Annotated in this window: 31 protein-coding genes; 18 read left to right on the top strand and 13 right to left on the bottom strand. The window is 69.0% G+C overall.

Features of this window, described 5'->3' with window-relative positions:
* Window positions 1-17: 17 nt before the first annotated feature.
* The gene (locus ABD830_RS36425) at window positions 18-1,109 is read right to left on the bottom strand and encodes an FAD-dependent monooxygenase (protein ID WP_344997865.1); all 1,092 of its coding nucleotides are present in this window, start codon (window positions 1,107-1,109) and stop codon (window positions 18-20) included.
* Between the two features lie 102 nt (window positions 1,110-1,211).
* Here ABD830_RS36425 and ABD830_RS36420 point away from each other — a divergent pair, with 102 nt between their 5' ends.
* Window positions 1,212-2,123 (top strand): TetR/AcrR family transcriptional regulator C-terminal domain-containing protein, encoded by a 912-nt coding sequence (locus ABD830_RS36420; RefSeq protein ID WP_344997863.1) that lies wholly within the window; start codon window positions 1,212-1,214, stop codon window positions 2,121-2,123.
* A gap of 6 nt (window positions 2,124-2,129) precedes the next feature.
* Here ABD830_RS36420 and ABD830_RS36415 read toward each other — a convergent pair whose 3' ends face one another.
* The 6 genes from ABD830_RS36415 to ABD830_RS36390 form a co-directional block, all read right to left on the bottom strand.
* Entirely contained in the window at window positions 2,130-2,864 is a 735-nt protein-coding gene (locus ABD830_RS36415) for an alanyl-tRNA editing protein (RefSeq protein ID WP_344997862.1), read from the bottom strand.
* Window positions 2,865-2,923: 59 nt separating this feature from the next.
* Complete coding sequence (locus ABD830_RS36410) at window positions 2,924-3,289, bottom strand: DUF2516 family protein (RefSeq protein WP_344997860.1); 366 nt, start codon at window positions 3,287-3,289, stop codon at window positions 2,924-2,926.
* 119 nt (window positions 3,290-3,408) lie between these two features.
* Window positions 3,409-3,825, bottom strand: coding sequence for a hypothetical protein (locus ABD830_RS36405; protein WP_344997859.1), 417 nt, complete (start codon window positions 3,823-3,825; stop codon window positions 3,409-3,411).
* 3 nt (window positions 3,826-3,828) lie between these two features.
* A complete protein-coding gene (locus ABD830_RS36400; RefSeq protein ID WP_344997857.1) occupies window positions 3,829-4,320 on the bottom strand; it encodes a helix-turn-helix domain-containing protein in 492 nt (163 codons plus the stop codon).
* A 61-nt stretch (window positions 4,321-4,381) separates the two neighbouring features.
* A complete protein-coding gene (locus ABD830_RS36395; protein ID WP_344997855.1) occupies window positions 4,382-5,287 on the bottom strand; it encodes a M56 family metallopeptidase in 906 nt (301 codons plus the stop codon).
* On the bottom strand, window positions 5,284-5,640 hold the full coding sequence (locus ABD830_RS36390) for a BlaI/MecI/CopY family transcriptional regulator (RefSeq protein WP_344997853.1): 357 nt from the start codon (window positions 5,638-5,640) through the stop codon (window positions 5,284-5,286). The genes ABD830_RS36395 and ABD830_RS36390 overlap by 4 nt, the downstream gene beginning before the upstream one ends.
* 123 nt (window positions 5,641-5,763) lie before the next feature.
* Here ABD830_RS36390 and ABD830_RS36385 point away from each other — a divergent pair, with 123 nt between their 5' ends.
* Genes ABD830_RS36385 through ABD830_RS36375 form a run of 3 tightly spaced genes read left to right on the top strand, consistent with a single transcriptional unit; the run spans window position 5,764 to window position 7,801 of the window.
* The gene (locus ABD830_RS36385; RefSeq protein ID WP_344997851.1) at window positions 5,764-6,249 is read left to right on the top strand and encodes a DUF305 domain-containing protein; all 486 of its coding nucleotides are present in this window, start codon (window positions 5,764-5,766) and stop codon (window positions 6,247-6,249) included.
* 3 nt (window positions 6,250-6,252) lie between these two features.
* On the top strand, window positions 6,253-7,281 hold the full coding sequence (locus ABD830_RS36380) for a cytochrome c oxidase assembly protein (RefSeq protein ID WP_344997849.1): 1,029 nt from the start codon (window positions 6,253-6,255) through the stop codon (window positions 7,279-7,281).
* Between the two features lie 16 nt (window positions 7,282-7,297).
* Window positions 7,298-7,801, top strand: a complete 504-nt coding sequence (locus ABD830_RS36375) for an O-acetyl-ADP-ribose deacetylase (RefSeq protein WP_344997847.1) — start codon at window positions 7,298-7,300, stop codon at window positions 7,799-7,801.
* Between the two features lie 13 nt (window positions 7,802-7,814).
* On the opposite strand, the gene ABD830_RS36370 is transcribed toward ABD830_RS36375, so the two are convergent.
* A complete protein-coding gene (locus tag ABD830_RS36370; protein ID WP_344997845.1) occupies window positions 7,815-8,639 on the bottom strand; it encodes a class I SAM-dependent methyltransferase in 825 nt (274 codons plus the stop codon).
* Window positions 8,632-9,375 (bottom strand): SDR family NAD(P)-dependent oxidoreductase, encoded by a 744-nt coding sequence (locus ABD830_RS36365; RefSeq protein ID WP_344997843.1) that lies wholly within the window; start codon window positions 9,373-9,375, stop codon window positions 8,632-8,634. Before ABD830_RS36365 ends, ABD830_RS36370 begins: the two co-directional genes overlap by 8 nt.
* Window positions 9,376-9,541: 166 nt before the next feature.
* Here ABD830_RS36365 and mshA point away from each other — a divergent pair, with 166 nt between their 5' ends.
* The 3 genes from mshA to ABD830_RS36350 are packed head-to-tail and all read left to right on the top strand — an operon-like array spanning window position 9,542 to window position 12,133.
* Entirely contained in the window at window positions 9,542-10,819 is a 1,278-nt protein-coding gene (gene mshA / locus ABD830_RS36360; RefSeq protein ID WP_425567230.1) for a D-inositol-3-phosphate glycosyltransferase, read from the top strand.
* Between the two features lie 39 nt (window positions 10,820-10,858).
* Window positions 10,859-11,338, top strand: coding sequence for a type III secretion system chaperone family protein (locus ABD830_RS36355; RefSeq protein ID WP_344997841.1), 480 nt, complete (start codon window positions 10,859-10,861; stop codon window positions 11,336-11,338).
* 51 nt (window positions 11,339-11,389) lie between these two features.
* Window positions 11,390-12,133 carry a phosphoglyceromutase gene (locus ABD830_RS36350; RefSeq protein ID WP_344997838.1) on the top strand — a complete coding sequence of 248 codons (744 nt, stop codon included), beginning with the start codon at window positions 11,390-11,392 and terminating at the stop codon, window positions 12,131-12,133.
* Window positions 12,134-12,334: 201 nt separating this feature from the next.
* Here the strand turns inward: ABD830_RS36350 and ABD830_RS36345 are convergent, their stop codons facing one another.
* Window positions 12,335-12,874, bottom strand: coding sequence for a GNAT family N-acetyltransferase (locus ABD830_RS36345; protein WP_344997836.1), 540 nt, complete (start codon window positions 12,872-12,874; stop codon window positions 12,335-12,337).
* Window positions 12,875-13,054: 180 nt separating this feature from the next.
* Between ABD830_RS36345 and ABD830_RS36340 the strand changes: the two genes are divergently transcribed.
* From ABD830_RS36340 to ABD830_RS36320, 5 genes are all read left to right on the top strand, one after another.
* A complete protein-coding gene (locus tag ABD830_RS36340) occupies window positions 13,055-13,396 on the top strand; it encodes an ArsR/SmtB family transcription factor (RefSeq protein ID WP_344997834.1) in 342 nt (113 codons plus the stop codon).
* On the top strand, window positions 13,393-13,641 hold the full coding sequence (locus ABD830_RS36335; protein WP_344997832.1) for a hypothetical protein: 249 nt from the start codon (window positions 13,393-13,395) through the stop codon (window positions 13,639-13,641). The genes ABD830_RS36340 and ABD830_RS36335 overlap by 4 nt, the downstream gene beginning before the upstream one ends.
* Window positions 13,642-13,818: 177 nt before the next feature.
* On the top strand, window positions 13,819-15,933 hold the full coding sequence (locus ABD830_RS36330) for an MMPL family transporter (protein WP_344997830.1): 2,115 nt from the start codon (window positions 13,819-13,821) through the stop codon (window positions 15,931-15,933).
* A gap of 3 nt (window positions 15,934-15,936) precedes the next feature.
* Window positions 15,937-16,233: a tyrosine-protein phosphatase gene (locus tag ABD830_RS36325; RefSeq protein WP_344997828.1), complete on the top strand. Its 297-nt coding sequence runs from the start codon at window positions 15,937-15,939 to the stop codon at window positions 16,231-16,233.
* Window positions 16,230-17,036, top strand: a complete 807-nt coding sequence (locus tag ABD830_RS36320) for a carbon-nitrogen hydrolase family protein (protein ID WP_344997826.1) — start codon at window positions 16,230-16,232, stop codon at window positions 17,034-17,036. Before ABD830_RS36325 ends, ABD830_RS36320 begins: the two co-directional genes overlap by 4 nt.
* Window positions 17,037-17,087: 51 nt before the next feature.
* On the opposite strand, the gene ABD830_RS36315 is transcribed toward ABD830_RS36320, so the two are convergent.
* Together ABD830_RS36315 and phoU are read right to left on the bottom strand one after the other, a co-directional pair.
* Complete coding sequence (locus ABD830_RS36315; RefSeq protein WP_344997824.1) at window positions 17,088-17,363, bottom strand: hypothetical protein; 276 nt, start codon at window positions 17,361-17,363, stop codon at window positions 17,088-17,090.
* A 262-nt stretch (window positions 17,364-17,625) separates the two neighbouring features.
* Window positions 17,626-18,270 (bottom strand): phosphate signaling complex protein PhoU, encoded by a 645-nt coding sequence (gene phoU, locus ABD830_RS36310; RefSeq protein WP_344997822.1) that lies wholly within the window; start codon window positions 18,268-18,270, stop codon window positions 17,626-17,628.
* Between the two features lie 123 nt (window positions 18,271-18,393).
* Here phoU and ABD830_RS36305 point away from each other — a divergent pair, with 123 nt between their 5' ends.
* Both ABD830_RS36305 and ABD830_RS36300 read left to right on the top strand, forming a co-directional pair.
* The gene (locus ABD830_RS36305) at window positions 18,394-19,575 is read left to right on the top strand and encodes a sensor histidine kinase (RefSeq protein ID WP_344997820.1); all 1,182 of its coding nucleotides are present in this window, start codon (window positions 18,394-18,396) and stop codon (window positions 19,573-19,575) included.
* Entirely contained in the window at window positions 19,572-20,264 is a 693-nt protein-coding gene (locus tag ABD830_RS36300; RefSeq protein ID WP_344997818.1) for a winged helix-turn-helix domain-containing protein, read from the top strand. The genes ABD830_RS36305 and ABD830_RS36300 overlap by 4 nt, the downstream gene beginning before the upstream one ends.
* A gap of 52 nt (window positions 20,265-20,316) precedes the next feature.
* Here the strand turns inward: ABD830_RS36300 and ABD830_RS36295 are convergent, their stop codons facing one another.
* Window positions 20,317-20,895, bottom strand: a complete 579-nt coding sequence (locus ABD830_RS36295; RefSeq protein WP_344997816.1) for a copper chaperone PCu(A)C — start codon at window positions 20,893-20,895, stop codon at window positions 20,317-20,319.
* A 275-nt stretch (window positions 20,896-21,170) separates the two neighbouring features.
* Here ABD830_RS36295 and ABD830_RS36290 point away from each other — a divergent pair, with 275 nt between their 5' ends.
* From ABD830_RS36290 to ABD830_RS36275, 4 genes are all read left to right on the top strand, one after another.
* The gene (locus ABD830_RS36290) at window positions 21,171-21,653 is read left to right on the top strand and encodes a CarD family transcriptional regulator (RefSeq protein ID WP_043624891.1); all 483 of its coding nucleotides are present in this window, start codon (window positions 21,171-21,173) and stop codon (window positions 21,651-21,653) included.
* A 17-nt stretch (window positions 21,654-21,670) separates the two neighbouring features.
* Complete coding sequence (gene ispF, locus ABD830_RS36285; RefSeq protein WP_344997814.1) at window positions 21,671-22,141, top strand: 2-C-methyl-D-erythritol 2,4-cyclodiphosphate synthase; 471 nt, start codon at window positions 21,671-21,673, stop codon at window positions 22,139-22,141.
* Between the two features lie 183 nt (window positions 22,142-22,324).
* Window positions 22,325-22,612: a GlsB/YeaQ/YmgE family stress response membrane protein gene (locus ABD830_RS36280; protein WP_344997812.1), complete on the top strand. Its 288-nt coding sequence runs from the start codon at window positions 22,325-22,327 to the stop codon at window positions 22,610-22,612.
* Window positions 22,613-22,709: 97 nt separating this feature from the next.
* Complete coding sequence (locus tag ABD830_RS36275) at window positions 22,710-22,979, top strand: GlsB/YeaQ/YmgE family stress response membrane protein (RefSeq protein ID WP_345002203.1); 270 nt, start codon at window positions 22,710-22,712, stop codon at window positions 22,977-22,979.
* Window positions 22,980-23,434 lie beyond the last annotated feature (455 nt).

Genomic DNA, 23,434 nt, shown 5'->3' with positions numbered 1-23,434 from the left:
GTATCGGTTCGTGACTGTCAGTCCAGCGTGATGCTGGTTGCAGCTCGCTGAACACTCTCCGGCGCGGCGCCCCCGCCGGGGTTCTCGAGGGCGAGCGCCTGGTTCTGCTCGACGAACGGGCGCATGCGCTCCTCGTACCGGTCGAAGGCCCCCGCCCGGTCCCCGCCGAGCTCCTGCGCCAGCACGTACGCCCCCACGAGGGCCAGGCTCGTGCCCTGCCCCGACAGCGGCGAGGCGCAGTAGCCCGCGTCCCCGATCAGCGCGACCCTGCCCTTCGACCAGCGCTCCAGCTTGACCTGCGCCATGGCGTCGAAGTAGAAGTCGTCGGCCTGCCACATGGCCGCGAGCAGCTTGGGCACCTCCCAGCCCAGCCCCTCGCAGTGCTCCTGGATCAGGCGCTTCTGCTGCTCCAGGTCGCGGTGGTCATAGGCGATCGGGCCCGCGCCGAAGCCCAGGTTGACCCGGATCACGGAGGTGTCCCGGTCGCTGAAGACGGCACCGCCCGCGTCGCCCTCGCGGAACCAGGTCTGCCAGTGGTCCAGGCCGAGGAAGTTGTCGGCGGTGAAGATGGAGACGTACATGCCGAGGTGGCTGAGGAACGGCTCCTCGGGGCCGAAGACGAGCCTGCGCACGTTGGAGTGGAGGCCGTCGGCGCCGAACACGTAGTCGTAGCGCTCCCGCCGGCCGCTCTCGAACGTCACGTCCACGCCGTCGTCGTCCTGGGCGAGGGTGGCGATCGAGTCGCCGTAGACGTACTCGGCGCCTTCGGTGGCGGCCGTGAGGATCGCGGTCAGGTCGTCACGCATGATCTCGATGTCCGGGCTGTCGAACCGGCCGCCGCTGATCGTCTCCTCGTAGCTGCGCATGAGCTCGTTGCCCTCGCCGTCCACCATGGACATGCCGCGCATGGTCGTCCGCAGCGCCCTGATCTGGTCGATGACGCCCATCTTCTCGACCACCGTCAGCGCGGCGCCCCTGATGTCGATGGCCTGACCGCCTTTGCGCGGGGCCGGGGCCCGCTCGACGAGCGTCGTCTCGTAGCCGTGCTGCCGCAGCCAGTAGGCGAGGACGGGGCCGCCGATGCTCGCGCCGGAGATGAGTGCCTTCATGATGTGCTCCTGTCTGTTGACGTCGTACGCTGAATGTACGTCGTACGGACAGCAGCTCACAAGGGTATGATGGGAGGATCTGTACTAGTACAGGAGGCTCGCATGACAGCGCCCTACGCCCGCATCGTCGCCGACATCAAGCGGCGCATAGCCGACGGCAAGCTGCGTCCGGGCGACCGGGTGCCCTCGACCAGGCAGCTCGCCAGGGACTGGCAGGTCGCGCTGGCCACCGCCGCCAAGGCGCTCGCGCTCCTGGCCCAGGAGGGCGTGGTGGTCGCGGAGCCTCGGGTCGGGACGGTCGTGGCGGAACCGCGCGGCGGTCGGGCGGCCGCTCGGCGTCCTGACATTTCAGGAAATGACCTGACCCGCGAGCGCATTGTGCAGGCCGCCATCGAGATCGCCGACGCCGAAGGGCTGCCCGAGCTCACCATGCGCGGTGTCGCCGACCGGCTCGGCATGGCGACCATGTCCCTTTACCGGCACGTAGGCGGCAAGGACGATCTGGTGCTGCTCATGGTGGACGCCGTGATCGAGGAGTTCCCGCTGCCCAAGGAGCCTCCGGACGGCTGGCGGGCCAGGGTGGAGGTGTCGGCCCGCCTCCAGTGGGCCGGCTACCGCGCGCACCCGTGGATGGCCGGCGTCACGTCACTGACCAGGCCGCTGCCCTCGGCCAGCCTGATCAGGCACACGGAATGGGTCATGGCGGCGCTGGCGGACACGAGGCTCGACGCCACGGCCAAGATGCACGTGCACACCCTGGTCTACAGCTACGTGCAGGGCATCGCCGCCAACATCGAGCTGGAGCGGCGGTTTCAAGCCGCCACGGGCATCACCGCCGACGAGTGGATGTCCGAGCAGGACGAGGCCCTGCGCTGGATCACCGAGTCGAACGAATATCCCGCCTTCGCGAAAGTCGTCGAGGAGCTGGACGGCGACTTCGACCTCGAGCTCGACCGGCTCTTCGAGTTCGGGCTCGGCCCGCTGCTCGACGGCCTCGCCAAGGTGATCGACTGACCCGCCCTAGTTGGTGATCTGGATGCGGAGCCGCCGGAAACCGCGCCCCTTGCTCTCGATCTTGGCGACCTTGATGCGCCCGATCTGCTTGGTGGAGGCCACGTGGGTACCGCCGTCGGCCTGGGTGTCGAGGCCCACGATGTCGACGATGCGCACGTCCTGCACGCTCTCCGGCACGAGGTTGGTCGCCGTGCGGATGATGTCGGGGATCTCGAAGGCCTCCTTGCGGGGCAGCACGCGTACGTCGATGCGCCGGTCGGCGGCGATCTCGGCGTTGCACGCGTCCTCGACGGCCTCCTTGAACCCGGGAGGCACCTCCGGCAGGTCGAAGTCCATCCGCGCGCTGAGCTCGTCCATGTTGCCGCCGGTGACGAGGCAGCCGTAGTCCCTGAACACCACCCCGCACAGCACGTGGAGGCCCGAGTGCGTACGCATGAGGGCCGAGCGGCGCTCATCGGCCACGGCCGCCTGGACCACGGTGCCCGCGGGCGGGATCGGGTCGCCCTCGGCCGGGATCAGGTACAGATCGTCGCCTTTGCGCACCCCCACGATGCGGGTCTCCACGCCCTGCCAGATCAGCACCCCGTGATCCGCCGGCTGGCCGCCCCCGCCCGGATAGAAGGCCGACCTGCTCAGCACGATCCCGTCAGGCGTCGCGTCCAGCACGACGGCCTCGAAGTCGCGGAGGACCTGGTCCGACAGTTCCAGCCGCTGCGTGCGCCCGTGGAGGTCGTTGGTCATGTCGGCAGCCTAGTGCCCCGAGGCTCATCGCATGGTGGCCGGCGGGCGAGCCGGCCTGATCACCAGGGGCCGTAGGGCCCGTTGTTGCCCCGGCCCATGCCCTTCACGGCCGGCTTGACGTCCACGATGTAGATCGTGGCGGCGATGACCGCCAGGATCGAGAAGAAGCCCACGGCATCCAGGCCGATGAATTGGAAACCGCCGACCATGAGGAAGAAAGAGAGATAGCTCCACGCGCCCGCGGCGGAGAACAGTGTCGCCAGCGCGAGGATCAGCAACCAGATGTTCTTCTGCAGCTTGCCCGCCGAGACGAACGCGCCGGTCGGCACCCGGAGCGCGTGCACCAGTGAGTAGACCGACATGCCGAAGATGACGGCGGCGAGCACCAGGAAGAGAAGGTTGAGAACACCGTTGATCAAGTTCATGTTGTTGGCTCCGCACAACGCCGCGACGAAAACGGCTTCAGCCTAATAGGCGGCCCCGACAGGCGGGCACCCCAAAGCGGAAAGGCCCGCCTCCCGAAAGAGGCGGGCCTTGCGTCAACTCAGGCCTTGGCCTTGGTGGTGCGGGGCTTCCTGACCGGCGTCACCGGCTTGGCGACGGGCGGCTCGGCGGCCTCGGACACCTCTTCGAGCTCGAGCGCGGCGGTGCCGCTCGCCTGGCTGACGACCTTGCGGCCGCGCGTGGCGAAGTCCTCGTAGACCTCGGTGGCCCTGGTGGTGAGCTGGTCGGCGTACTCGCGGGCCTTCTCGGGGAAGTCCTTGGCGATGCCCTCGGCCTTGTCGGCGTACGCGCGGGCGCGCACCGGCAGCTCCTTGGCGAGCTCGGAGCGGCGCGACTGCAGCTTCTGCAGCTGCTCGGGCAGCTCACGCAGCTTCTCCACGGCGTAGTCGCCGACGCCCGCGACGGCGTAGAACGGCTTGGACTCGGTGAGCTTCTTTACCTCGGTTGCGAGCGTCATGGGTTAACCTTCCTTGGTTTCCTGGGTGACGTTGCCGTTGCCGGAGGGCGCCGCAAAGGGCTCAAGAGCGGCGAGAAACTCCTCCGGCAGTGGTTCGTCGTCCGATGCGGAGTCGCGCCGAGGGTCGGCATTCTGGGAGGTCTGCTCACCCTCGGTGCGGTTCTCCTTACGGAACGACTCATAGATATCAATCAGCACCTGGCGTTGCCGCTCGGTGAGATTCGTGTCGGCCCTTATTGCCGTGATGACGTCACTTGGCGGCTCGCGGTCCTCGATGAGGCCCGCCTGCACATAGAGCGCCTGCGAGGAGATGCGCAGACCCTTGGCGATCTGGTTGAGGATCTCCGCGCTCGGCTTGCGCAGCCCACGCTCGATCTGGCTCAGGTAGGGGTTGGAGACCCCTGCCGCCGCCGCCAGCTGCCGCAGCGAGATCTTCGCCTGCTGCCGTTGGTCGCGGATGTATTCGCCGATCGAACCGACCTTGGGTAGTGCCATGCCCCATAGTCTGCCTCATCCTGCTTGCATTTGCAAGCAGGATGGCTAACACCAGCAAGCGTCAGAGCTGGAGGAACCAGAGGAAGGGCGTCGTGGTGACCAATGCCACAGAGAGTGCGATGTATGCGTAGCGGGCGGACGTGGCCAGCTCCGGCCCCGGCTTGATCAGGCGGTCGACCCTGGCCATGACGTTCTGGGCGTGCACGCCGATCATGCCGTGGGGCGTCGGCATGGCGCCCGCCGTACCGAACCTGAGCAGCGCCGTCGCCAGCCGGCGCGGCGAGCAGTAGCGCCGGGCGCGGTCGTCGGCGGCCATCTCGATGAGCAGCTCCACCTGCGCCTGCGCGTCGGCCACCACCTTGGACCAGGGCAGCGCCCTGCCCAGTGCGGCGAACGGCAGCAGCACCAGGTCGTGCCGCTCGCGCACATGCGCGGCCTCGTGCGCGAGCACGGCCTCCAGCTCGTCCTCGGACAGCAGCTTGAGCGCGCCCTCGCTCACCACGACCTGCGAGCGCAGGCCGGGCACGCAGTACGCCGCGGCGCCGGGGTGGTCGAGGACCCGCACTCCGGGCACGCCGGGATCGTCGTGGGAGATCAGGGCGAGCAGCATGCGGTGCCGCCGCCGCGCCCGCAGCGCCTGCACGCCGGCCGTGAGGAGCACCGCGATCAGCACCGTCAGCGCGGTCAGCCCCGCGATGAGGGCCAGCACGTGCAGCGGGTCCCACGCCTCCAGGGGCTGCTCTCCCCGCGCGAACGCGACCAGCCCCGGCAGCACCCCCACGCCGTACGGGTCGAGCGCGTAGGCGAGCATGGCGCCGGTGGTGGCCAGGCCCCAGGCCACGCCCAGGGACTGCCAGACGATGATGGCCAGCCGTGGAGCACGCGAGGTCCACCGGGCCGAGGTGAAACGCCAGGAGCCGACCGCGCACGCCGTGGCGAGCGCTGCCAGCACCGCTGCCGTGATCACTCTTCCTCCAGCTCCGTAAGGGCTCTGCGCAGGATCTCCGCCTCGGTCCCGGACACGGCCTGGGCGAAGCGGGTCAGGGCGGCCGATCGGTCGCCCGTCATGTCCAAGGCCTCAAGCATAAGCTCGGCGATGTACGCGTCGCGGCTTTCGGCGGGTTCGTATCTCCATGCGCGTCCGTCACGGGTGCGCTCAAGGAAGCCCTTACGGGTGAGGCGGTCGAGCACGGTCATCACCGTGGTGGGGGCAAGGTCGCGGTCGGCTATGAGCCTGCCGACTTCGCGGGCGGTCAGCGGGCTGTTCTCCGCCCAGAGGATGTCCATGATGCTGCGCTCAAGCTCGCCAAGACCCTTCACGTCCTTCAGGGTAGCTCTACAACCTGTCGAGCTGGCATTTGGGGCGTGTGAACCCCGCCACGTCGGCTGAACCCTCGTCCGGTGCTCCGCGTATCTCCAGGCATGCGTTGGAGCACGGCAATTATGGCGCTGCTCGGCCTCGTGCTGGCGGCGGGATGCGCGGCGGCGGCGGACACGTCGTCGGACACATCGGTGGATCACGTCAAGGTGGACGTGGTCTTCAGCCAGGAGATGATCGCCCACCACCAGCAGACGATCCAGCTGGCTGAAGTGGCGGCCGAACGGGGCAGGAGCTCGTACGTCCGCGAGCTCGCCAAGAAGCTCATCCCGGAGGAGAAGGCGGACATCGAGATGATGTCGTCGTGGCTGCGCTCCTGGCGGGAGCCGCTGCCGCCGGAGCCGACCACCCGGATGGGCTCTGAGCTGAAGGCCGGGGCCGAGTTCGACCGGCAGTGGCTGAAGGAGCTGTCCGGGCACCTGGAGCACGGGGTCATGATGGCCGAGGAGGTGCGCAAGGCGGGCAGGCACGGGCCCACGCTGGAGCTGGCCGACAAGGTCGTCCAGGCGCAGAAGGCCGAGCTGGCCGACATCGCCGAGCACGCGGGCTGAGCCATGGCGAGGACGTACCCGATCGAGCGCCCGGCCACGGTAAGGGCCTTCCCGTTCAGGGTGGTCCCGGTCTACGCGGGTGCGGCGGTGGCCGCGGGTGTCGTGGTGCTGCTCGCCGTCCTGCGCACGGTACGCCGTACCTTCGTCCGGCTGGCGGCCGGAGAGATGACCGTGATGGTGGCTGCCATCGGGCTGGCCGCCGGCCTGTCGCGTACCCCGCCGCCTCCGGGCAGCGGCGGCGGCCACGGGCAACTCGCGCTGGAGTACGCGCTCGCCCCCTTCACCCCCGGAGCGCTGATCACGGAGTTCCGTCTGGACCCGACCGTCCTGCTGCTCCTGGCGCTGCCCGCGGCGGCGTACGTCGTCGGCGCGCGCAGGGCCGGTCCGTGGCCGGCCGGCCGCGCGCTCGCCTGGCACGCGGGGCTGGCGCTCGCGGCGTGGGCGCTGCTCGGCGGGGTCGGGAGCTACTCACGGGCGATGCTCTCGGCGCAGGCGCTCCAGCACATGGTGCTCACCGTCGTCGCGCCGCTCCTGCTCAGCCTGGGCGCCCCGCTCACCCTCGCCGCCAGGGCCTTCCGGCACGACCGCACCGGCCCCGGGCTCCTCACCCGTCCCGTCGTCCTGACGGCCGTCTACCCCGTGTCCTTCCTCCTCCTGTACGGCACCTCCTGGCTTCCCTGGTCCCTGTCCGGCTACGCCCCGCGCCTCCTGACCGAGCTGCTCTTCCTCGGCATCGGCCTCCTGGTGTTCCGGGTGGTGGCAGCCGTGGACCCGCTGCCCGGCCCGGTCCAGTGGGCCGAACGCGCCCGGCTGCTGGCCGTCGTGACCGCGGTCCACCTTGCCCTCGGCGCCTTCCTGCTGCTCGGGCCCGCGGTGGCGGCCGGCTGGCTCTCGCTCGTGGCCCCGCCAGGAGCGCCCGGCCTCCTCGCCGACCAGCGCCTGGCCGGGGCCGTGTCCATGCTCCTGCCGCTGCCGGCGCTCGCCCTGCTGGCCGTACGCATGGCCCCGGTGCTGGCGCGGGACGGCCGATGATGACACTCTCGGTGCGATGGAGATCACGCTGGTGCGCGGCGACATCACCGAGCAGCGCGCGGACGCCGTCGTCAACGCCGCCAACTCCTCCCTCATGGGCGGCGGAGGGGTGGACGGCGCGATTCACCGCCGCGGCGGGCCGGAGATCCTCGAGGAGTGCAGGCGGCTGCGGGCCGGTCACTACGGAAAGGGCCTGCCCACTGGCCAGGCGGTGGCCACGACGGCCGGGCGGCTGCCCGCGAAGTGGGTGATCCACACGGTCGGGCCGGTTCACTCGAAGTCGGAAGACCGCTCGGAGCTGCTGGCCTCCTGCTACCGGGAGTCGCTGCGGGTGGCCGACTCGCTGGGGGCCAGGTCGGTGGCCTTTCCCGCGATCTCGACCGGCATCTACGGCTGGCCCTTGGACGACGCCGCGCGGATCGCGCTCGACGCGGTGCGGCAGGCGGACACGTCCGTGGCGGACGTCCGTTTCGTGCTGTTCGACAGCGCGGCCTACGCCGTGTTCGAGACGCTCCTCTGACGGCGGCGGTTTCTCAGCGCGGGTCGACGGCCGACCAGGGGAGAGTCAGCTCGCCGAGCCGCCAGCGGGCCGGGCCGCCCAGCGGCGGGACCATGGGCACCGGCCACGACGTGGACAGCACCCGCACGGCGGCCAGCCACCGCTGCTTCAGCCCGTGAGCCCCATATGGCGCGCTCATCGCCCAGGCATGGTCGAAATCGCTCAGGAACGCATGAATCCGCTCACCGGGCACGTTCCGGTGGATGAGGGTCTTGGGCAGGCGGTCGGCCAGGTCCGAAGGCCGCTCGAAAGCATCGAAACGCGCCGAGAACGTGATCGTCCGCGGCCCTTCCGGCGACAGCCCTGCCCAGATCGCCCGCCGGCCGTTCTCGGACGACGTCCCCTCGACCAGGACGCCGTCCGGTGCCAGCCCGCTCCTGAGCACGTCCCAGTAGTGCCACGCCTCGGCCTCGCCGTACTGCCGGAGGACGTTGAAGGCCCGCACCAGCGTCGGCGGGCGCGAGACGGGCAGCTCGAAGCCGCCCAGCCGGAAGCTCAGCCCCTCCCTCTCGTACGGCTTCGCCACCGCCACCCTGGCCGGATCGATCTCGATCCCGACCACCTCGACCCCCGGGGCCACCCTGCGCAGCCGGGTGAACAGCTCCAGCGTCGTGGTGTGCGACGCCCCGTACCCGAGATCCACCACGAGCGGCCGCTCCGCGGCCCGCAGCAGCCCGCCGTGCACGGCGACGACCCACCGGTCGGAGCGGCGCAGCCGGTTGTGCCCGGTCGTGCCCCGGGTGATCGTGCCGACCGGCGACACGCGCACTGTCCGGCGCGGGTCGCGGGCTCTAGCCACTGACGCGGTGCACCTTGTGCTGGGCGGCCTGGGCCCTCGGCCGGATGATCATGCGGTCGATGTTCACGTGGGCGGGGCGGGTCACGCACCAGGCGACCGCGTCGGCCACGTCGTCCGAGCTCAGCGGGTCGGGCACGCCCGCGTAGACCCGCGCGGCGGCCTCCTCGTCCCCGCGGAAGCGGGTGACCGCGAACCCCTCGCTCTGCACCATGCCCGGGGCGATCTCCACGACCCGCACCGGCTGCCCGACCAGCTCCAGGCGGAGCGTCTCGACCATCGACGTCTGGGCGTGCTTGGCCGCGCAGTAGCCGCCGCCGCCCTCGTACGACACCAGGCCCGCAGTCGAAGTGATCATCACCAGCACGCCGTCGCCCGACTCGACGAGCTTGGGGACGAGCGCCTGGGTCATGCGCAGGGAGCCGAGCACGTTGACGTCGTACATGCGCTGCCAGTCGTCCAGCCGGCCCTCCGCCACCGACTCCAGGCCGAGGGCGCCGCCGGCGTTGTTGATCAGCACGTCGCAGCGCTCGAGCGAGTCCACCAGCGCGTCGACCGACTCCTGGGAGGTCACGTCCAGCGTCACGGGTCTGATCGACTCCACGTCCGCGGCCAGCTTGTCCAGCCGCTCGCGCCTGCGCGCGCCCGCCACCACCTCGAAACCCTCGGCGGCGAGCCTCCGCGCGGTCGCCTCGCCGATCCCACTGCTCGCCCCGGTCACCACAGCCGTTCTCCGCATGCCCTTCATCCTGCCAGCCGCCCCGCCCCCACCCCACGCCCGCCTCGTGCCCCGGCTCTGAAAGGCGACAGCCGGTTCACGGCCGCCCTAAACACCTAGTTATGACCCAATGTCGGGAATGTCGCAAAAATCTGGATGGTTGTATCCGACTTGGAGGTGGTGTGGAGTGAAGCGACGACGGGTGAGCCGGGTCGCGACCATCAGCATGCACACGTCACCCCTGGACCAGCCCGGGACGGGCGACGCCGGGGGCATGAACGTGTACATCGTCGAGTCCGCCAAACGCCTCGCTCAGCTCGGCGTGGAGGTGGAGATCTTCACCCGGGCCACCGCGCGCGACCTCCCACCCGTGGCCGAACTCGCCCCGGGCGTCCTCGTACGGCACCTCACCGCGGGCCCGTACGAGGAGATGGACAGGAGCGAGCTCCCGAGCCAGCTCTGCGCGTTCCTGTCCGAGGTGCTGCGCACCGAGGCCATGTACGACCCGGGCCGCTACGACGTCATCCACTCCCACTACTGGCTGTCCGGCCAGGTCGGCTGGCTGGCCAAGGAGCGCTGGGGCGTGCCGCTCGTGCACACCATGCACACCATGGCCAAGGTCAAGAACCTCCTCCTCGCCCGGGGTGACAAGCCGGAGCCGCAGGCCCGCGTGGTCGGCGAGCAGCAGGTCGTGGACGTCGCCGACCGCCTCGTGGCCAACACCGTCGACGAGGCGCGCGAGCTCATCGAGCTGTACCGCGCCGACGAGCAGCGCGTCGCCGTCGTGAACCCGGGCGTCAACCTCACCGTCTTCCAGCCCGCCTCGCAAGGCGCCGCCCGCCGCCGGCTCGGCCTGCCTCAGGACGCGCACGTGCTGCTCTTCGTCGGCCGCATCCAGCCGCTCAAGGCCCCGGACGTCCTGCTCCGCGCCGCCTCCAGGATGCTCATCGACGACCCGTCACTCCGTGACCGCCTGGTCGTGGCCTGCGTCGGCGGCCCGTCGGGCAACGGCCTGGCCAGACCGTCCCTTCTCGCCGAGATGGCCACCGAACTCGGCATCTCGGACGTCGTCCGCCTCGTGCCCCCGGCCCCGCAGGAGGAGCTGGCCGACTGGTACCGGGCGGCCTCGGTGACGGTCGTGCCCTCGTACAGCGAGTCGTTCGGCCTCGTCGCGCTGGAGTCGCAGGCGTGCGGCACGCCCGTTGTGGCCGCCGCCGTGGGCGGGCTGCGCACCGCCGTACGGGACGGTGTGTCCGGGCTGCTCGTGGACGGCCACGACCCGGCGCAGTGGGCGCAGGCGCTGCGCCGCTTCGTCGCCTCGCCGCGCTGGCGCGACTCGCTGGCGCAGGGCGCCCGGTCGCATGCGGCCGCGTTCGGCTGGCAGGCGACCGCGGCCCGGTTGACGGAGGTGTACGCGGCCGCCGCCGCGCACATGCACAAGAAGCCCGTCGCCCTGAACTTCTAGCTCCGTACTTTTGTTCTGGCGGCCTCTATCCTGGTCGGCATGCGCGATGTCGTCGAAGCCGCGCTCAAGGCCGCGGACGTCTCCTACGACGAGCCGCGACCGGGGGCGTTCCTGGTCAAACTGCCCGGCCAACACAAGCTCGCCACCATGACCTGGCTGATCGTGGGGGAGCAGGCGCTGCACGTCGAGGCGTTCTTCTGCCGCCAGCCCGACGAGAACCACACCGAGTTCTACCGCTGGCTGCTCGGCAAGAACGGCTCGATGTACGGCGTGCACTTCTCGCTCGACCCCGTCGGGGACGTCTACCTGGTGGGACGGGTGCCGCTGGCCGCCATCACGCAGGACGAGGTGGACCGGCTGCTGGGGTGCGTGCTGACGTACTCGGACGACTGGTTCGACCGGGCCCTGGAGCTCGGCTTCGCGTCGTCGATCCGGCGGGAGTGGGAGTGGCGGGCCAAGCGCGGGGAGTCGCTCGCCAACCTGCAGGCGTTCGCCCGTTTCGCCGACCCCCAGCGTTGACGTTTGATCCACAGAACCGCCCCCGACTCCGGTAACCATAGGATTGGCGACATGGCGACTTTGGTGCTGCTTAGGCACGGCGAGAGTGACTGGAACGCGAAGGGCCTGTTCACCGGCTGGGTGGACGTGACCCTCTCGGCCAAGGGCGAGGACGAGGCCCGCCGCGGCGGCAAGCTCCTCCAGGACAGCGGGCTGCGCCCGGACGTCGTCCACACCAGCCTGCTCACCAGGGCCATCCAGACGGCCCAGTTGGCGCTGGGAGAGGCCGACCTGGCCTGGCTGCCGGTCAAGCGCAGCTGGCGCCTCAACGAGCGCCACTACGGCGCACTCCAGGGCAAGAACAAGGCGCAGACGCGCGAGGAGTTCGGCGACGAGCAGTTCATGCTGTGGCGCCGCTCGTACGACGTGCCGCCGCCCCCGATCGCGGACGACGACGAATACTCCCAGGCCGGCGACCCCCGCTACGCCCTGCTGCCCTCAGAGCTGATGCCCCGTACGGAGTGCCTGAAGGACGTCGTCGACCGCATGCTCCCGTACTGGTACGACGAGATCGTCCCCGACCTGGCGGCGGGCCGCACGGTCCTGGTGGCGGCCCACGGCAACTCCTTGAGGGCCCTGGTCAAGCACCTGGACGGCATCGGCGACGAGGAGATCGCGGGCCTCAACATCCCGACGGGCATTCCGCTGCTGTACGAGCTGGACACGGACTTCCGGCCGCGGCGGCCGGGCGGCGAATACCTGGACCCGGATGCCGCCAAGGCCGCCATCGAAGCAGTGGCCAACCAGGGTCGCTGACCCCCCGAAGGCGCGGTCTTCGCAGGGGTGCGCTTCGCGCTGCGGGGGTGTGGGGGCACGCCCCCACACCCCCGGCGAGGGGACTACCGTCCCCTCGCGCACCCCGGACGCCGGCCATCGGGCGCCCGCATCCGCAGCGAAAAGGGCACGTGCTGGGGCGGACGCCCCCTCAACGCGTCAGCCTGATCAAGCGATCCAACGTCACATCCTCGTACCACGGGCGATGCGGTACAGCACGTTCGGACGCAGTGGCCCTTCGGGTGCGGTGAGGTCGTCGAAGTCGTCGGCCGGGTCCCGGGTCATGCCGATCCGGCGCATCACCGCCTGTGAACGGAGGTTGGTGGCTGTTGTCACAGCGAGGATCTCGGGCAACTCGAGAGTGTCGAAGCCGTAGGCCAGTACTGCCAGCGCGGCCTCGGTGGCGTAGCCGTGGCCCCAGGCTGATCGGGCGAGCCTCCAGCCGATCTCCACTCCGGTGAACGGCATGCCCTCATCCACCCGGTCCAAGCCCGCGAAGCCGATGAACTCGCCTGTGGCCTGCACCTCAACCGCCCACCACCCGTAGCCTCGCAGGTCGAACTCGGCCTGGAACCGCGCCACAGAGGCATCGCTCTGTTCGCGGGTGAGTACGTCGCCCAAGTGCTCCCGAACCTCGGGATCGGCGTTCATCTTCGCCCATGGCTCAAGGTCGGAGTCACGCCATCGACGCAGGGTGAGGCGATCGGTATGCAGTTCAGTCACGTCGGCCAGTCAAACGTGGGCTCTCCCTCGGGGCAATCCGTTTTCTTCAGGGCGACACCGCCACGCGGAAAGGACTTACACAGCTCGCTACCAGGCTGACCGAAGCGCCTGGCCGCCGACTGAGTTGGTGAACAAAGTTATGCACCTGCTAAGTTCTGTTTGCATGTCTCGGGATGCGTCATGAGCGCCCCGGCGCCGACCGGGGACGAGCTGCTGTCGGTGATGGCCACGTTGGCCAATCCGCATCGGCTGCGCGTCCTCGCGGCGCTCGCGGGAGAGCGCGACTACGTGAGTCGGCTCGCTCGCAAACTCGGCATCAGCCGGCCGCTCCTGCAGGTCCACCTGCGCAAGCTGGAGGCGGCGGGGCTGGTGACGAGTCGGTTGGAGCTTTCGGAGGACGGCAAGGCGATGAAGTTCTACGAGGTGAATCCGTTCGTCATCGAACTGACTCCACAGTCAATCCAGACCGCGGTGGGCACGCTGACCGTGCCCGTGGCCGACAAGGAGGGATCGGAACGATGAGCGGACACAGCTTGGCGGAGGTGGTCGGTGCTCTTGGCATCTTCGCGTTCGTCACCACCGTGATCACAGCGATCATCGTGCAGATCGGCGCGACGGCCAGGGCCCGCGCGGCGCTTGCACGTGAGGTCGAATACCGCAAGCTCGCCTCGAGCGGCGTGGACGCACAGCAGGGCTTGGAGCGACAGCTCGGTGCGATCGACGAACGACTGGCCGCGATCGAAAAGGTCCTCAAGACGGTCGAGTAGCCCTGGGGCCATGCCCTGGGCCGCCGAGCTGCAACTCGGCGACCCAGGTGAACGAAGAAGTACGCACCCACTCACAGGAACGCTCCTTCAGGGAAAGGACAGCAGTTCATGCTGCCTGAAAGCAAATCGCACGGCCCACTGGTGGAACGGATCGCCGGTTGGTCCGCCCGTCATCGCATGACCGCGATCATCGGGTGGTTCGCCCTGGTGATCGTTTCAGTGCTCGTCGGCACCGTTCTGGGCCTGGATTCGGCGCAGAGTACGGATCCTGGAGAGTCCGGCCGGGCCGACCGGGTCCTCGATGCTCAGACCAGCTACGTCCCGCTGCAGGAGAACGTCCTGGTCCAGCCGCTCGAAGACGGTGCGCGCCTCGCCGTGAACCCGCGGGTCAGGGGCGCCATCAAGGATCTGACCGCCGGCTTGCGGCAGGTGCCGGGCGCGGTCGCCCAACTGCGTTCGCCTCTGGAGCCCCACAGTGCCGACCTGATCTCCGAGGACGGACGCTCCGGCCTGGTCAACATCCAGATAGCCGGGCCCAGCGAGCAGTTCCGCGACCACCGCGCCGCCATCGAGTCGACGGTCAAGGAGGTGGCGGCCAGGCATCCTGACGTCAGGCTGGCCCAGGCCGGAGACGCCAGCCTGTCGGCAGCGGTCAACGACGGCATCAAGGACGACATGAAGTGGGCCGAGTTCCTTTCGCTGCCGCTCACCGTGGTGATCCTGCTGGTGGTGTTCGGCTCGCTCATCGCTGTGGGGATTCCGCTGCTGCTGGCGATCACGACCGTGCTCGGCGCGTTCGGCCTGCTCCAGGTGGTCGCGCACTGGGTCCCTGTCAACAGTGCCACCTCGTCCGTCGTGCTGCTGATCGGCATCGCCGTCAGCATCGACTACTCGCTGTTCTACCTGCGCCGGGAACGTGAGGAACGGATGGCCGGACGTAGCGTGACCGAGGCGCTCAAGATCACCTCGCGGACGTCCGGGCACGTGGTGCTCGTCTCCGGCCTCACCGTGATGCTGTGCCTGAGCGGCCTGCTGTTCACGGGCCTGGACAACTTCCAGGGCCTGACCGCGGGCGCCGTCCTGGTCGTCGGACTCGCCATGATCGGCTCGGTCACAGTGCTGCCCGCTCTTCTGGCCCTGCTCGGCCACCGCGTCGACAAGGCTCGTATTCCCTGGCTGGGCCGTCGCCGCACCGCGGCCGGTGAGTCCCGATTCTGGACAGCCGTAGCCCGCGCAGTGGTACGGCGTCCGCGGCTGTGGGGCGGACTGGCTGCTCTTGCCCTCGTCGTGCTGACTCTGCCGGCGTTCCAGATGCGGCTCCAGGATGCGGCGGTCACCGACAGCCTGTCCCGGGAGGTCCCGGTCGTGGACGCGGCGATCCGCATGCAGGAGGCCTTCCCCGGCAGTCCGCTGCCCGCGTGGGTGGTCATGTGGGAGAAGCGACCTGGCGCATTGGACGCCCCCCGGGTGCTGCAAGCGGTGAAGGAGCTGCATCCGATCTCCACCGTGCGCGTCGACCGGATCATGGTCGCCCGCGTTCCACTGGCGGACTTCGGCACGGGCGAGGTGGCCAACCGATCCCTGGAGGAGTTGCGAGCCGTCAAGGCTCCGGCCGCGCTCGGCTCGCTGCAGGGCGTGGACTACGCGGTGTCGGGCAAGACCGCGTTCGCGTACGACTTCACCAAGCAGATCACCGAACGATCACCGCTGGTGATCGGATTCGTGCTTGCGTTCGCGCTCGTACTGCTGGCGGTCTCGTTTCGGTCCCTGGCGGTGGCTCTTGTGTCGATCCTGCTCAACCTGCTGTCGCTCGGCGCCGCGTATGGCGTGCTGACCTGGGTGTTCCAGGACGGCCACTTGAGCGCGGCGCTTGGCTTCACACCGTACGGCGGCGTGATCGGCTGGTTGCCGCTGTTCATGTTCGCGATTCTGTTCGGACTGAGCATGGACTACCACATCTTCATTCTCAGCAGGATCCGGGAACGCCAGGCCGCCGGCGCCTCGGTGCGCCAAGCCGTCGTCACCGGGATCGGCGCCAGCTCCGGCGTTGTCACCAGCGCCGCCGTTATCATGACCGCTGCCTTCAGTGTGTTCCTGGCGCTGTCGGCGATCGAGTACAAGATGATGGGCGTCGGGCTCTCCGTCGCCATCTTGATCGACGCGACCCTTGTCAGGGGTGTGTTGTTGCCGGCCGCGATCACCCTGCTCGGCGATCGGCTCGGCTCCGCCGGGAAGGTGCCCGTCGTGAGCCCCGAAGAGAAGAACGGATCCGGAGCTGTGTGCGTCAAATGACGCATGAGTGCTGACATCGGGATGGCGCGTACCGATCGTGACCTCGGCTGGCAAGGCTGCTTCAACGTTCGCGACCTCGGCGGCATCCCGGTGGCCGGTGGCGGGGTGATCCGGTGGGGTGCCGCCGTCCGGTCGGACAACGAGATCCGGGACATCCTGGCGTGCAAGAACACCACAGCCCGCGCCGCCATGCTGGACGCCTTGAAGGGACTCGATGTGGAAGCCCATCTGCGGGCGGCGGGGCTCCACGCGCAGGACGTCCAAGCCATCCGTGAACGCTTCCTCGGTGTCCGCGCATGAGAGTGGCGGCGCTGCAGGCGAAGCTCGCCGTATCGGCGGCCGGCGATCTCCCACGGGCGATCGAGCGCTGCGCACGAGAGGCGGTCGAACTGCTCGTCCTGCCCGAGTGCTACTTCGGCGGCATGCCGACGGACCGACCGGCCGCCGAGGCCGTCGCGATGTCACCGCCGTACACGGAGCTGATCGCCCCCCTGCGTGACTGCCCGCCCACGATGACCGTCGTCGCCGGATTCACCGAACGCTCGGCCGACGGCCGGTTGCACAGCTCCGCGGCGGTCGTGCGCGGCGGCCGGCTGATCGGAGACGTCACCCGCAAACTCTTCCCCAGGGAATCAGCCTTCAGCCCCGGCGAGGACCTGCCCCTGTACCAGGAGGGCGACCACGCCTTCGGCGTCGTGATCTGCAATGACGCCAACTTCGTCGAGCCGTCCCGCCTCCTGGCGCTGGCCGGCGCGCGCATCCTGGTGTGTCCGCTCAACAACGACCTGCCCGCGGAGGTCACCCGGGGCTGGGCGGTCAGGACGCGGTCCACGCTCGTCGCCCGGGCCGTGGAGAACGACTGCTGGGTGATCGCGGCCGATGTCGCCGGGACAACGGGGAGACGCGAAGGCGGAGGGGCGACCCGGATCATCGGTCCCGACGGGCAGGTGGTCGCTGCGGCAGGTGCGGAGGAGCCAGGGCTGGTCATGGCCGACATCGAGGTGGCCGGCCGCTCCTTCCTGGAACGTTGGGACGTGGCGCGGAACCCGGCGGTTCTCAGTAGCTGGCTCGACTACGTGTCCGGGCAACGGAGTGAAAGCTGACCGAACGGCAAGTACTCCTGCGCGAGGCTGTACTGTCACGGGGCCGGCGGTTCAATTGCTGCTCGGCGGCCAGCTTCCCCAGGAGCGATCCGATCCGCTCTCCTCGCCGTACCGCGTCGCCTTGCTCACGCAGTCGGGGCAGACAGGTTCGTCAACCGACCTGGCCACGGCTTCCGGCTTGGCCGGACGAAGAGAGCCCAGGACCGTGATCCCTGGCGGCATACGGGTCTCGGGATCGATCAGGACGGTCGTGACCTCTTTCGGGTCGAAGCTGAATGTGCGCTTGCACGCATAGCACCGACCGGTGTTCTCGGCATGGTCGCTCATCTGATGTCGTCCTTCCCTTACCAGGAAGGTACCCGTCCGGTGAACGTCCGGAGGATCAACTGGCCCTCGCCATCAGGCGGACCGGCACGGCTTTTGCCGGTCGCCATCAGGAACCAGCATTGGATGCGGAAAGGGCCCAAGGAAGGAGAGCGCGAGGGGACGGGAGTCCCCTCGCCTGGGGGTCGAAGGGGGCGGGAAGCCCCCTGGGAGCGCTGTCTGGAACCCCGAGCGCGAAGCGCCAGTGGGTGGAAGGCCGTGCTTCTCAGCTGGGACGGGACCCCGTGACCAGGTAGACGACGTCGGCCGCCACCCGCACCGCGTGATCCGCGTACCGCTCGTAGTAGCGCCCGATCAACGTGATGTCGATCGCCGGCTCCACACCGTGCTCCCAGTCCTTGGACAGGATGTTCCTGAACAGCCTCCGGTGCAGCCGGTCCATCGCGTCGTCGTCCTGCTCCAGCTCCAGGGCCGAGTCCACGTCCCGCGAGGCGATGCAGCTGCCGGTCTTGGTAATGAGGTTCTCCGCGATCTGCCCCATCTCCACGATGGTCGAGCGCACCTCCGCCGGGATCGCCGACTCGGGGTGGCGGAGCCGGGCGACCTTGGCGACGTGGACGGCGAGGTCGCCCATGCGTTCCAGGTCGGTGCCCATGCGCAGCGCCGTGATGACCATCCGCAGGTCCACCGCCACCGGCTGCTGCCTGGCCATCAGCTCGAAGATCGAGCTCTCGATGTCGGCGAAGATGGCGTTCACTTCCTCGTCTCGGGAAATGACGCTCTCGGCCAGCTGGAGATCCGAGTCGAGCAGGGCCGTCGTGGCCCGGGAAATGGCCGAACGGACGAGCCTGGTCATCTCGACCAGCTTGTCGGTCAGTGAATCGAGTTCCTCATGGTACGCGTCGCGCATGTGGCCACCGTACGGGCCCGTCGATGAACGAACCCCTACCGTCAGATGAACTTTCCAGGAAAGGCCGTTCATCCGCTGATGAGGGGGGTTATCCCTCAGAAAACGCCACCTACCATCGGAGATATGAGTGAGATGGCCATGAGCTTCGCGGCCCTGGCCGGGTTCGTCGTGGGCGCCCTGGCGGTCCTGTTCTACCGAAACCAGATCGAGGCTCCCAAACGTAGCGGTGGGCCCGACCCCGTCGAGAGCGGCGCGGCGCTGCCGCAGGGCGTGGCGTCCGTGCTGGCCGTGCTGCCCTCGTCCGCCGTGGTGCTCGACGCGCACGACAAGGTGCTGCGCGCGAGTTCGGCCGCGCGGGCGTTCGGGCTGGTCAAGGGCGACCGGCTGATGGCCGCCGAGCTGCTGGCGCTGGCCAGGCAGGTACGCAGGGACGGCGAGATCCGCGAGAGCGAGATCGACGTCGCCGGACACAAATTCGGTCAGGAGACCACCAACTTCGCAGTACGCGTGGCCCCGCTCGGCTCCCACGGCCTGGTGCTGGTGCTCGCCGAGGACCAGACCGAGCGGCGCAGGGTCGAGGCCGTACGCCGTGACTTCGTCGCGAACGTCAGCCACGAGCTGAAGACCCCGGTCGGCGCGATGAGCCTGCTGGCCGAGACCATCCAGGACGCCGCCGACGACCCCGAGGCGGTCGGCCGCTTCGCCGGGCGGATGCAGCACGAGGCCGCCCGCCTCAACTACCTCATCCAGGACTTGATCACACTCAGCAGGATCCAGGGCGCCGAGCCCATCCCCACCCCTGGTCAGGTCTCGATCGACGAGGCCATCCACGACGCCATCGACCACTGCAACACCAAGGCCGTCGCCAAGGACATCGCGCTCGTCACCGGGGGCACCGAGGGCCTGCGCGTCTGGGGCGACGACGAACTGCTCGTCACCGCCCTGCGCAACCTGATCGACAACGCCGTCGCGTACAGCCCCGAGCACACCAGGGTCGTGGTCAGCGTGCGGCCCGCGGGCGACTCGGTGGAGATCAGCGTCAGCGACCAGGGCATCGGCATCCCCGAGGAGGCGCTCGAGCGGATCTTCGAGCGCTTCTTCCGCGTCGACGCGGCCAGGTCGCGCGCGACCGGGGGCACGGGACTCGGCCTGGCCATCGTCAAGCACGTCGCCGCCGCGCACGCCGGCGAGGTGTCAGTCTGGAGCAAGGAAGGCTCCGGCTCCACCTTCACCCTCCGCCTGCCCGCCTTCGGCGGCACGGCGGTGGCAGTACCACCCTCGATTCCCCTGGAGACAGCTAAATGACCCGCGTACTCGTCGTGGAGGACGAGGAGTCCTTCTCCGACGCTCTGTCCTACATGCTCCGGAAAGAGGGCTTCGAGGTGTCGGTCGCCGCGACCGGGCCCGAGGCGCTCGACACGTTCGACCGCAACGGCGCCGATCTGGTGCTGCTCGACCTGATGCTGCCGGGTCTGCCCGGTACGGAGGTGTGCCGCTCCCTCAGGCAGCGCTCCAAGGTCCCGGTCATCATGCTGACGGCCAAGGACAGCGAGATCGACAAGGTGGTGGGCCTCGAGCTGGGCGCCGACGACTACGTCACCAAGCCGTTCTCCTCGCGCGAGCTGGTGGCCCGCATCCGCGCGGTGCTGCGCCGGCAGGGCGACGTGATGGAGGAGCTGGAGACCGCGGTGCTGGCCGTCGGCCCGGTGCGCATGGACGTCGACCGGCACGTCGTCGCCGTGCGCGGCGAGCAGGTGCAGCTGCCGCTGAAGGAGTTCGAGCTCCTGGAGGTGCTGTTGCGCAACGCCGGGCGTGTCCTGACCCGCGGCCAGCTCATCGACCGCGTCTGGGGCGCCGACTACGTGGGCGACACCAAGACCCTCGACGTCCACGTCAAGCGCCTGCGCGCCAAGATCGAGGCAGACCCGTCCAACCCGCGCTGCATCCTCACCGTGCGGGGACTGGGCTACAAGTTCGACGCCACCGAGGAATGAGAGAACCCTTGTTCCGGTACGGATCGCGTACCGGAACAAGGGTTCTCGCGTGTCAGTGGGCTTCTTCGGAAGCGCTGGCGGAAGGCGTCGGCGACGGGGTGGCGGCCGGCGTGGCGTTGGGAGCCGCGGGGTAGTCCTTGAACTCACGGCTGCGCGTGACCACAGGGACGTTCAGGGACACGATCCCGGCGTTGGCGAACTGGAGGTCCAACTTGATGCTCTCGCCGCCCCTGAGGCTCTTGGGGATCGCCTCGAGCATGATCTGAGGGGTGGGCTTGCCGGTGTTCACCAGCTGGTTGCTCGGGAGCTGGATCGGAGCCGTGACCTTCACCGTCCCCATGCTGCCCGCGTTGACCGCCTCGAGGGTGTCGGGGGCGCCCGCGGTGTTGAGGATGTTCAGGTAGATCGGGGCCGAGCCGCGCCAGGCGAGCTGCGCACCGGAATCGGGGCCGAGGATGAACGCCTGGGGAATCTGAATGCCGCGCGTGCCGTAAGCACCGTTCTGGATCAGTACCCCTGCCTCGTTGGGCGCGTACGGCTTGTTGGTGTTGGCGTCGAATCCAGCCCCGCAGCCCGCGAGCACGGGGGCTGCCAAGAAGGCGGCTACGACAATCCAGCGACGGCTGGTCACGGGCGGGTTCTCCTTGGTCTTGCGGAGGGCTCGCGCATGCGCTATGCGGAGGTGGCGCGCATGCGTGATGTGCAGCGCCCACCATATCCACCCCAATCCATGGTCATATCCGCACCCCTGCAGGTCATTCGCTATGTCCGGAAATGCGATTCATAGAGTTGAGCGGTTGTCAAGCCCTAATATGAGGCCTTGACCTGCAGTTATGAGGTTTTCACTGTTCCGGGAGGCTGTGGATGCGTGGTACCCTGGAGTACAGCGGAAGGGGTACTTGTCACATGACTTTCCAGGTCGGCGACACTGTCGTCTACCCCCACCATGGGGCTGCTCGGATCGAAGCAATCACGAAGCGATCCATCAAGGGTGAGGAAAAGACCTACCTGGTGCTCAAGGTCGACAAGGGCGACCTTACCGTCCAGGTGCCAGCCGAAAACGCAGAACTCGTCGGTGTGCGCGATGTTGTCGGTCAGGAAGGCCTTGAGCGGGTTTTCGATGTCCTGCGAATGCCGCACACGGAAGAGCCCACCAACTGGTCTCGTCGCTACAAGGCCAATCTGGAGAAGCTCGCCTCCGGCGATGTGAACAAGGTCGCCGAGGTGGTTCGGGACCTGTGGCGGAGGGACCGTGAGCGCGGTCTGTCCGCGGGCGAGAAGCGCATGCTCGCCAAGGCACGCCAGATCCTGGTCAGTGAGCTCGCCCTGGCGGAGAAGACCAACGAGGACAAGGCTGAGGCCCTGCTCGACGAGGTTCTCAACTCCTGAACACACATCTTCCACGGGTGGGCGTCGGAGTCGACGTCCACCCGTTCGCTTCAGGAGCCTCGGGGCGGGAGCTCAACCTCGCCGGCCTGCACTGGCCGGGCGAGACCGGACTCGAGGGGCATTCGGACGGCGACGCGGCCGCGCACGCCGCGTGCGACGCGCTGCTGTCCGCCGCCGGTCTGGGTGATCTCGGGCAGTTGTTCGGGACCGCCGATCCACGTTGGGCGGGCGCCTCGGGCGTCGCGTTGCTGGAGGAGACCGCGCGCCAGGTGCGCGCCGCAGGCTACGAGATCGGCAATGTGGCCATCCAGGTGATCGGCAACCGGCCCAAACTCGCGCCGCGCCGTACGGAGGCCGAGAAGGCGCTCAGCGCGGCCGTGGGCGCGCCCGTGAGCGTGTCGGCCACCACCACTGACGGGCTCGGCCTGACGGGGCGCGGAGAGGGCATCGCGGCCTTCGCGACGGCCCTGGTAGTCAACCTTTCCTGAACGCCGGGCGTCTTTACGTACGGATGCGTGAGGGTGTCCCGGCGGGCCGTCGCGCGGCCCGCTGAATCCGGAGGCGGCGGTTCGTCACTGGCGCGGTACGGGCCGCCGCCTTCTTCCGGTTGCTTGCCTGCTCAGAGGGTAGATGCCCCTCAAGACATGTGAACGTCTCGGGGGGAGCTACACATGATCGGAGCGATTGTTTCCGCAGTAGTCATCGGCGCGATCGTCGGTGCCCTCGCCAGGTTGATCGTGCCTGGCAAGCAGAACATGTCCATCGGCCTGACGCTCATCGTCGGCATCGTGGCCGCTCTGCTCGGCACGCTGATCGCCCAGGCGACCGGAGTGGCCGACACGCGGGGGATCGACTGGATCGAGCACATACTTCAGCTCGTGCTGGCGGTCATCGGCGTGCTCCTCGTGACGCGCATGGGCCCGGGACGCACCGGCCGTACTCGCGGAACACCCACCTGACCTGCGCATTCTTCAAGTCCACGCATAAACCCGGTAGATCGGGTAGCGACATCCCCGTGAGAGTGAACCGTTCACTCTCGCGGGGAGGTTTCGAGTCATGACAATCGAGTCCATCCTTGGCGCCATCGTGATTGGCGCCGTGATTGGCGCAATCGGTCGTCTGCTGCTTCCGGGTAGGCAGGCCATCGGGTGGATCCTCACCATCGTCGTCGGCATCGTGGCAGCCCTGCTGGGCACGGCGCTCGCGCAGGTGCTCGGGGTGGAGACGACGCCTGGCATCGACTGGATCGAGCTGATGATGCAGGTGGTGCTCGCAATCGTCGGCGTCGGCCTGGTGGCCGGACTCCGACGCGGCTCGAGGGTCTAGGCGGGATAGCGGGACAGAAAGGCCCGCCCGGGACATGCGTCCCGGGCGGGCCTTTCTCAGTCTTCTGGGTCCGCCGGCGGTCGCGGGGTGCTGCGCAGGCGCCCTGAGGGTGCCGGCGGGCCGTCGTCGTGGATCACGGGGTGGGGGGGCGGTGTCCTCTGACGCGTCGTCCCGCTCTTCCGCCTCGGCCTGCTCGGGGCCGTGCTCGGGATCGGGCACGTCGTCCGTCACGACGGGGTGCGGCTGGGTGTCGGCGTCTCTGTCGTCGTTGCGCGGGTGGACCAGGACGTCGGTCGGCTTGACCCGGTCGCCCCAGCGCACGGGCCGCGGCCGCGGCTTCTCCTCGTCCGGAACGGGCCACTCGGTCACCTGCGCCGCCATCGGCTCTTCCGCGACATGCGCGACCTCCGGGACCTCGGGGACCTCTGGGACCTCTGGGGTTTCTTGCACCGGTG

The organism is Nonomuraea helvata (assembly GCF_039535785.1).
GTDB lineage: Bacteria > Actinomycetota > Actinomycetes > Streptosporangiales > Streptosporangiaceae > Nonomuraea > Nonomuraea helvata.
Note: the sequence above shows the minus strand (reverse complement) of the source record. Positions and strands in the feature narration are given on the sequence as shown.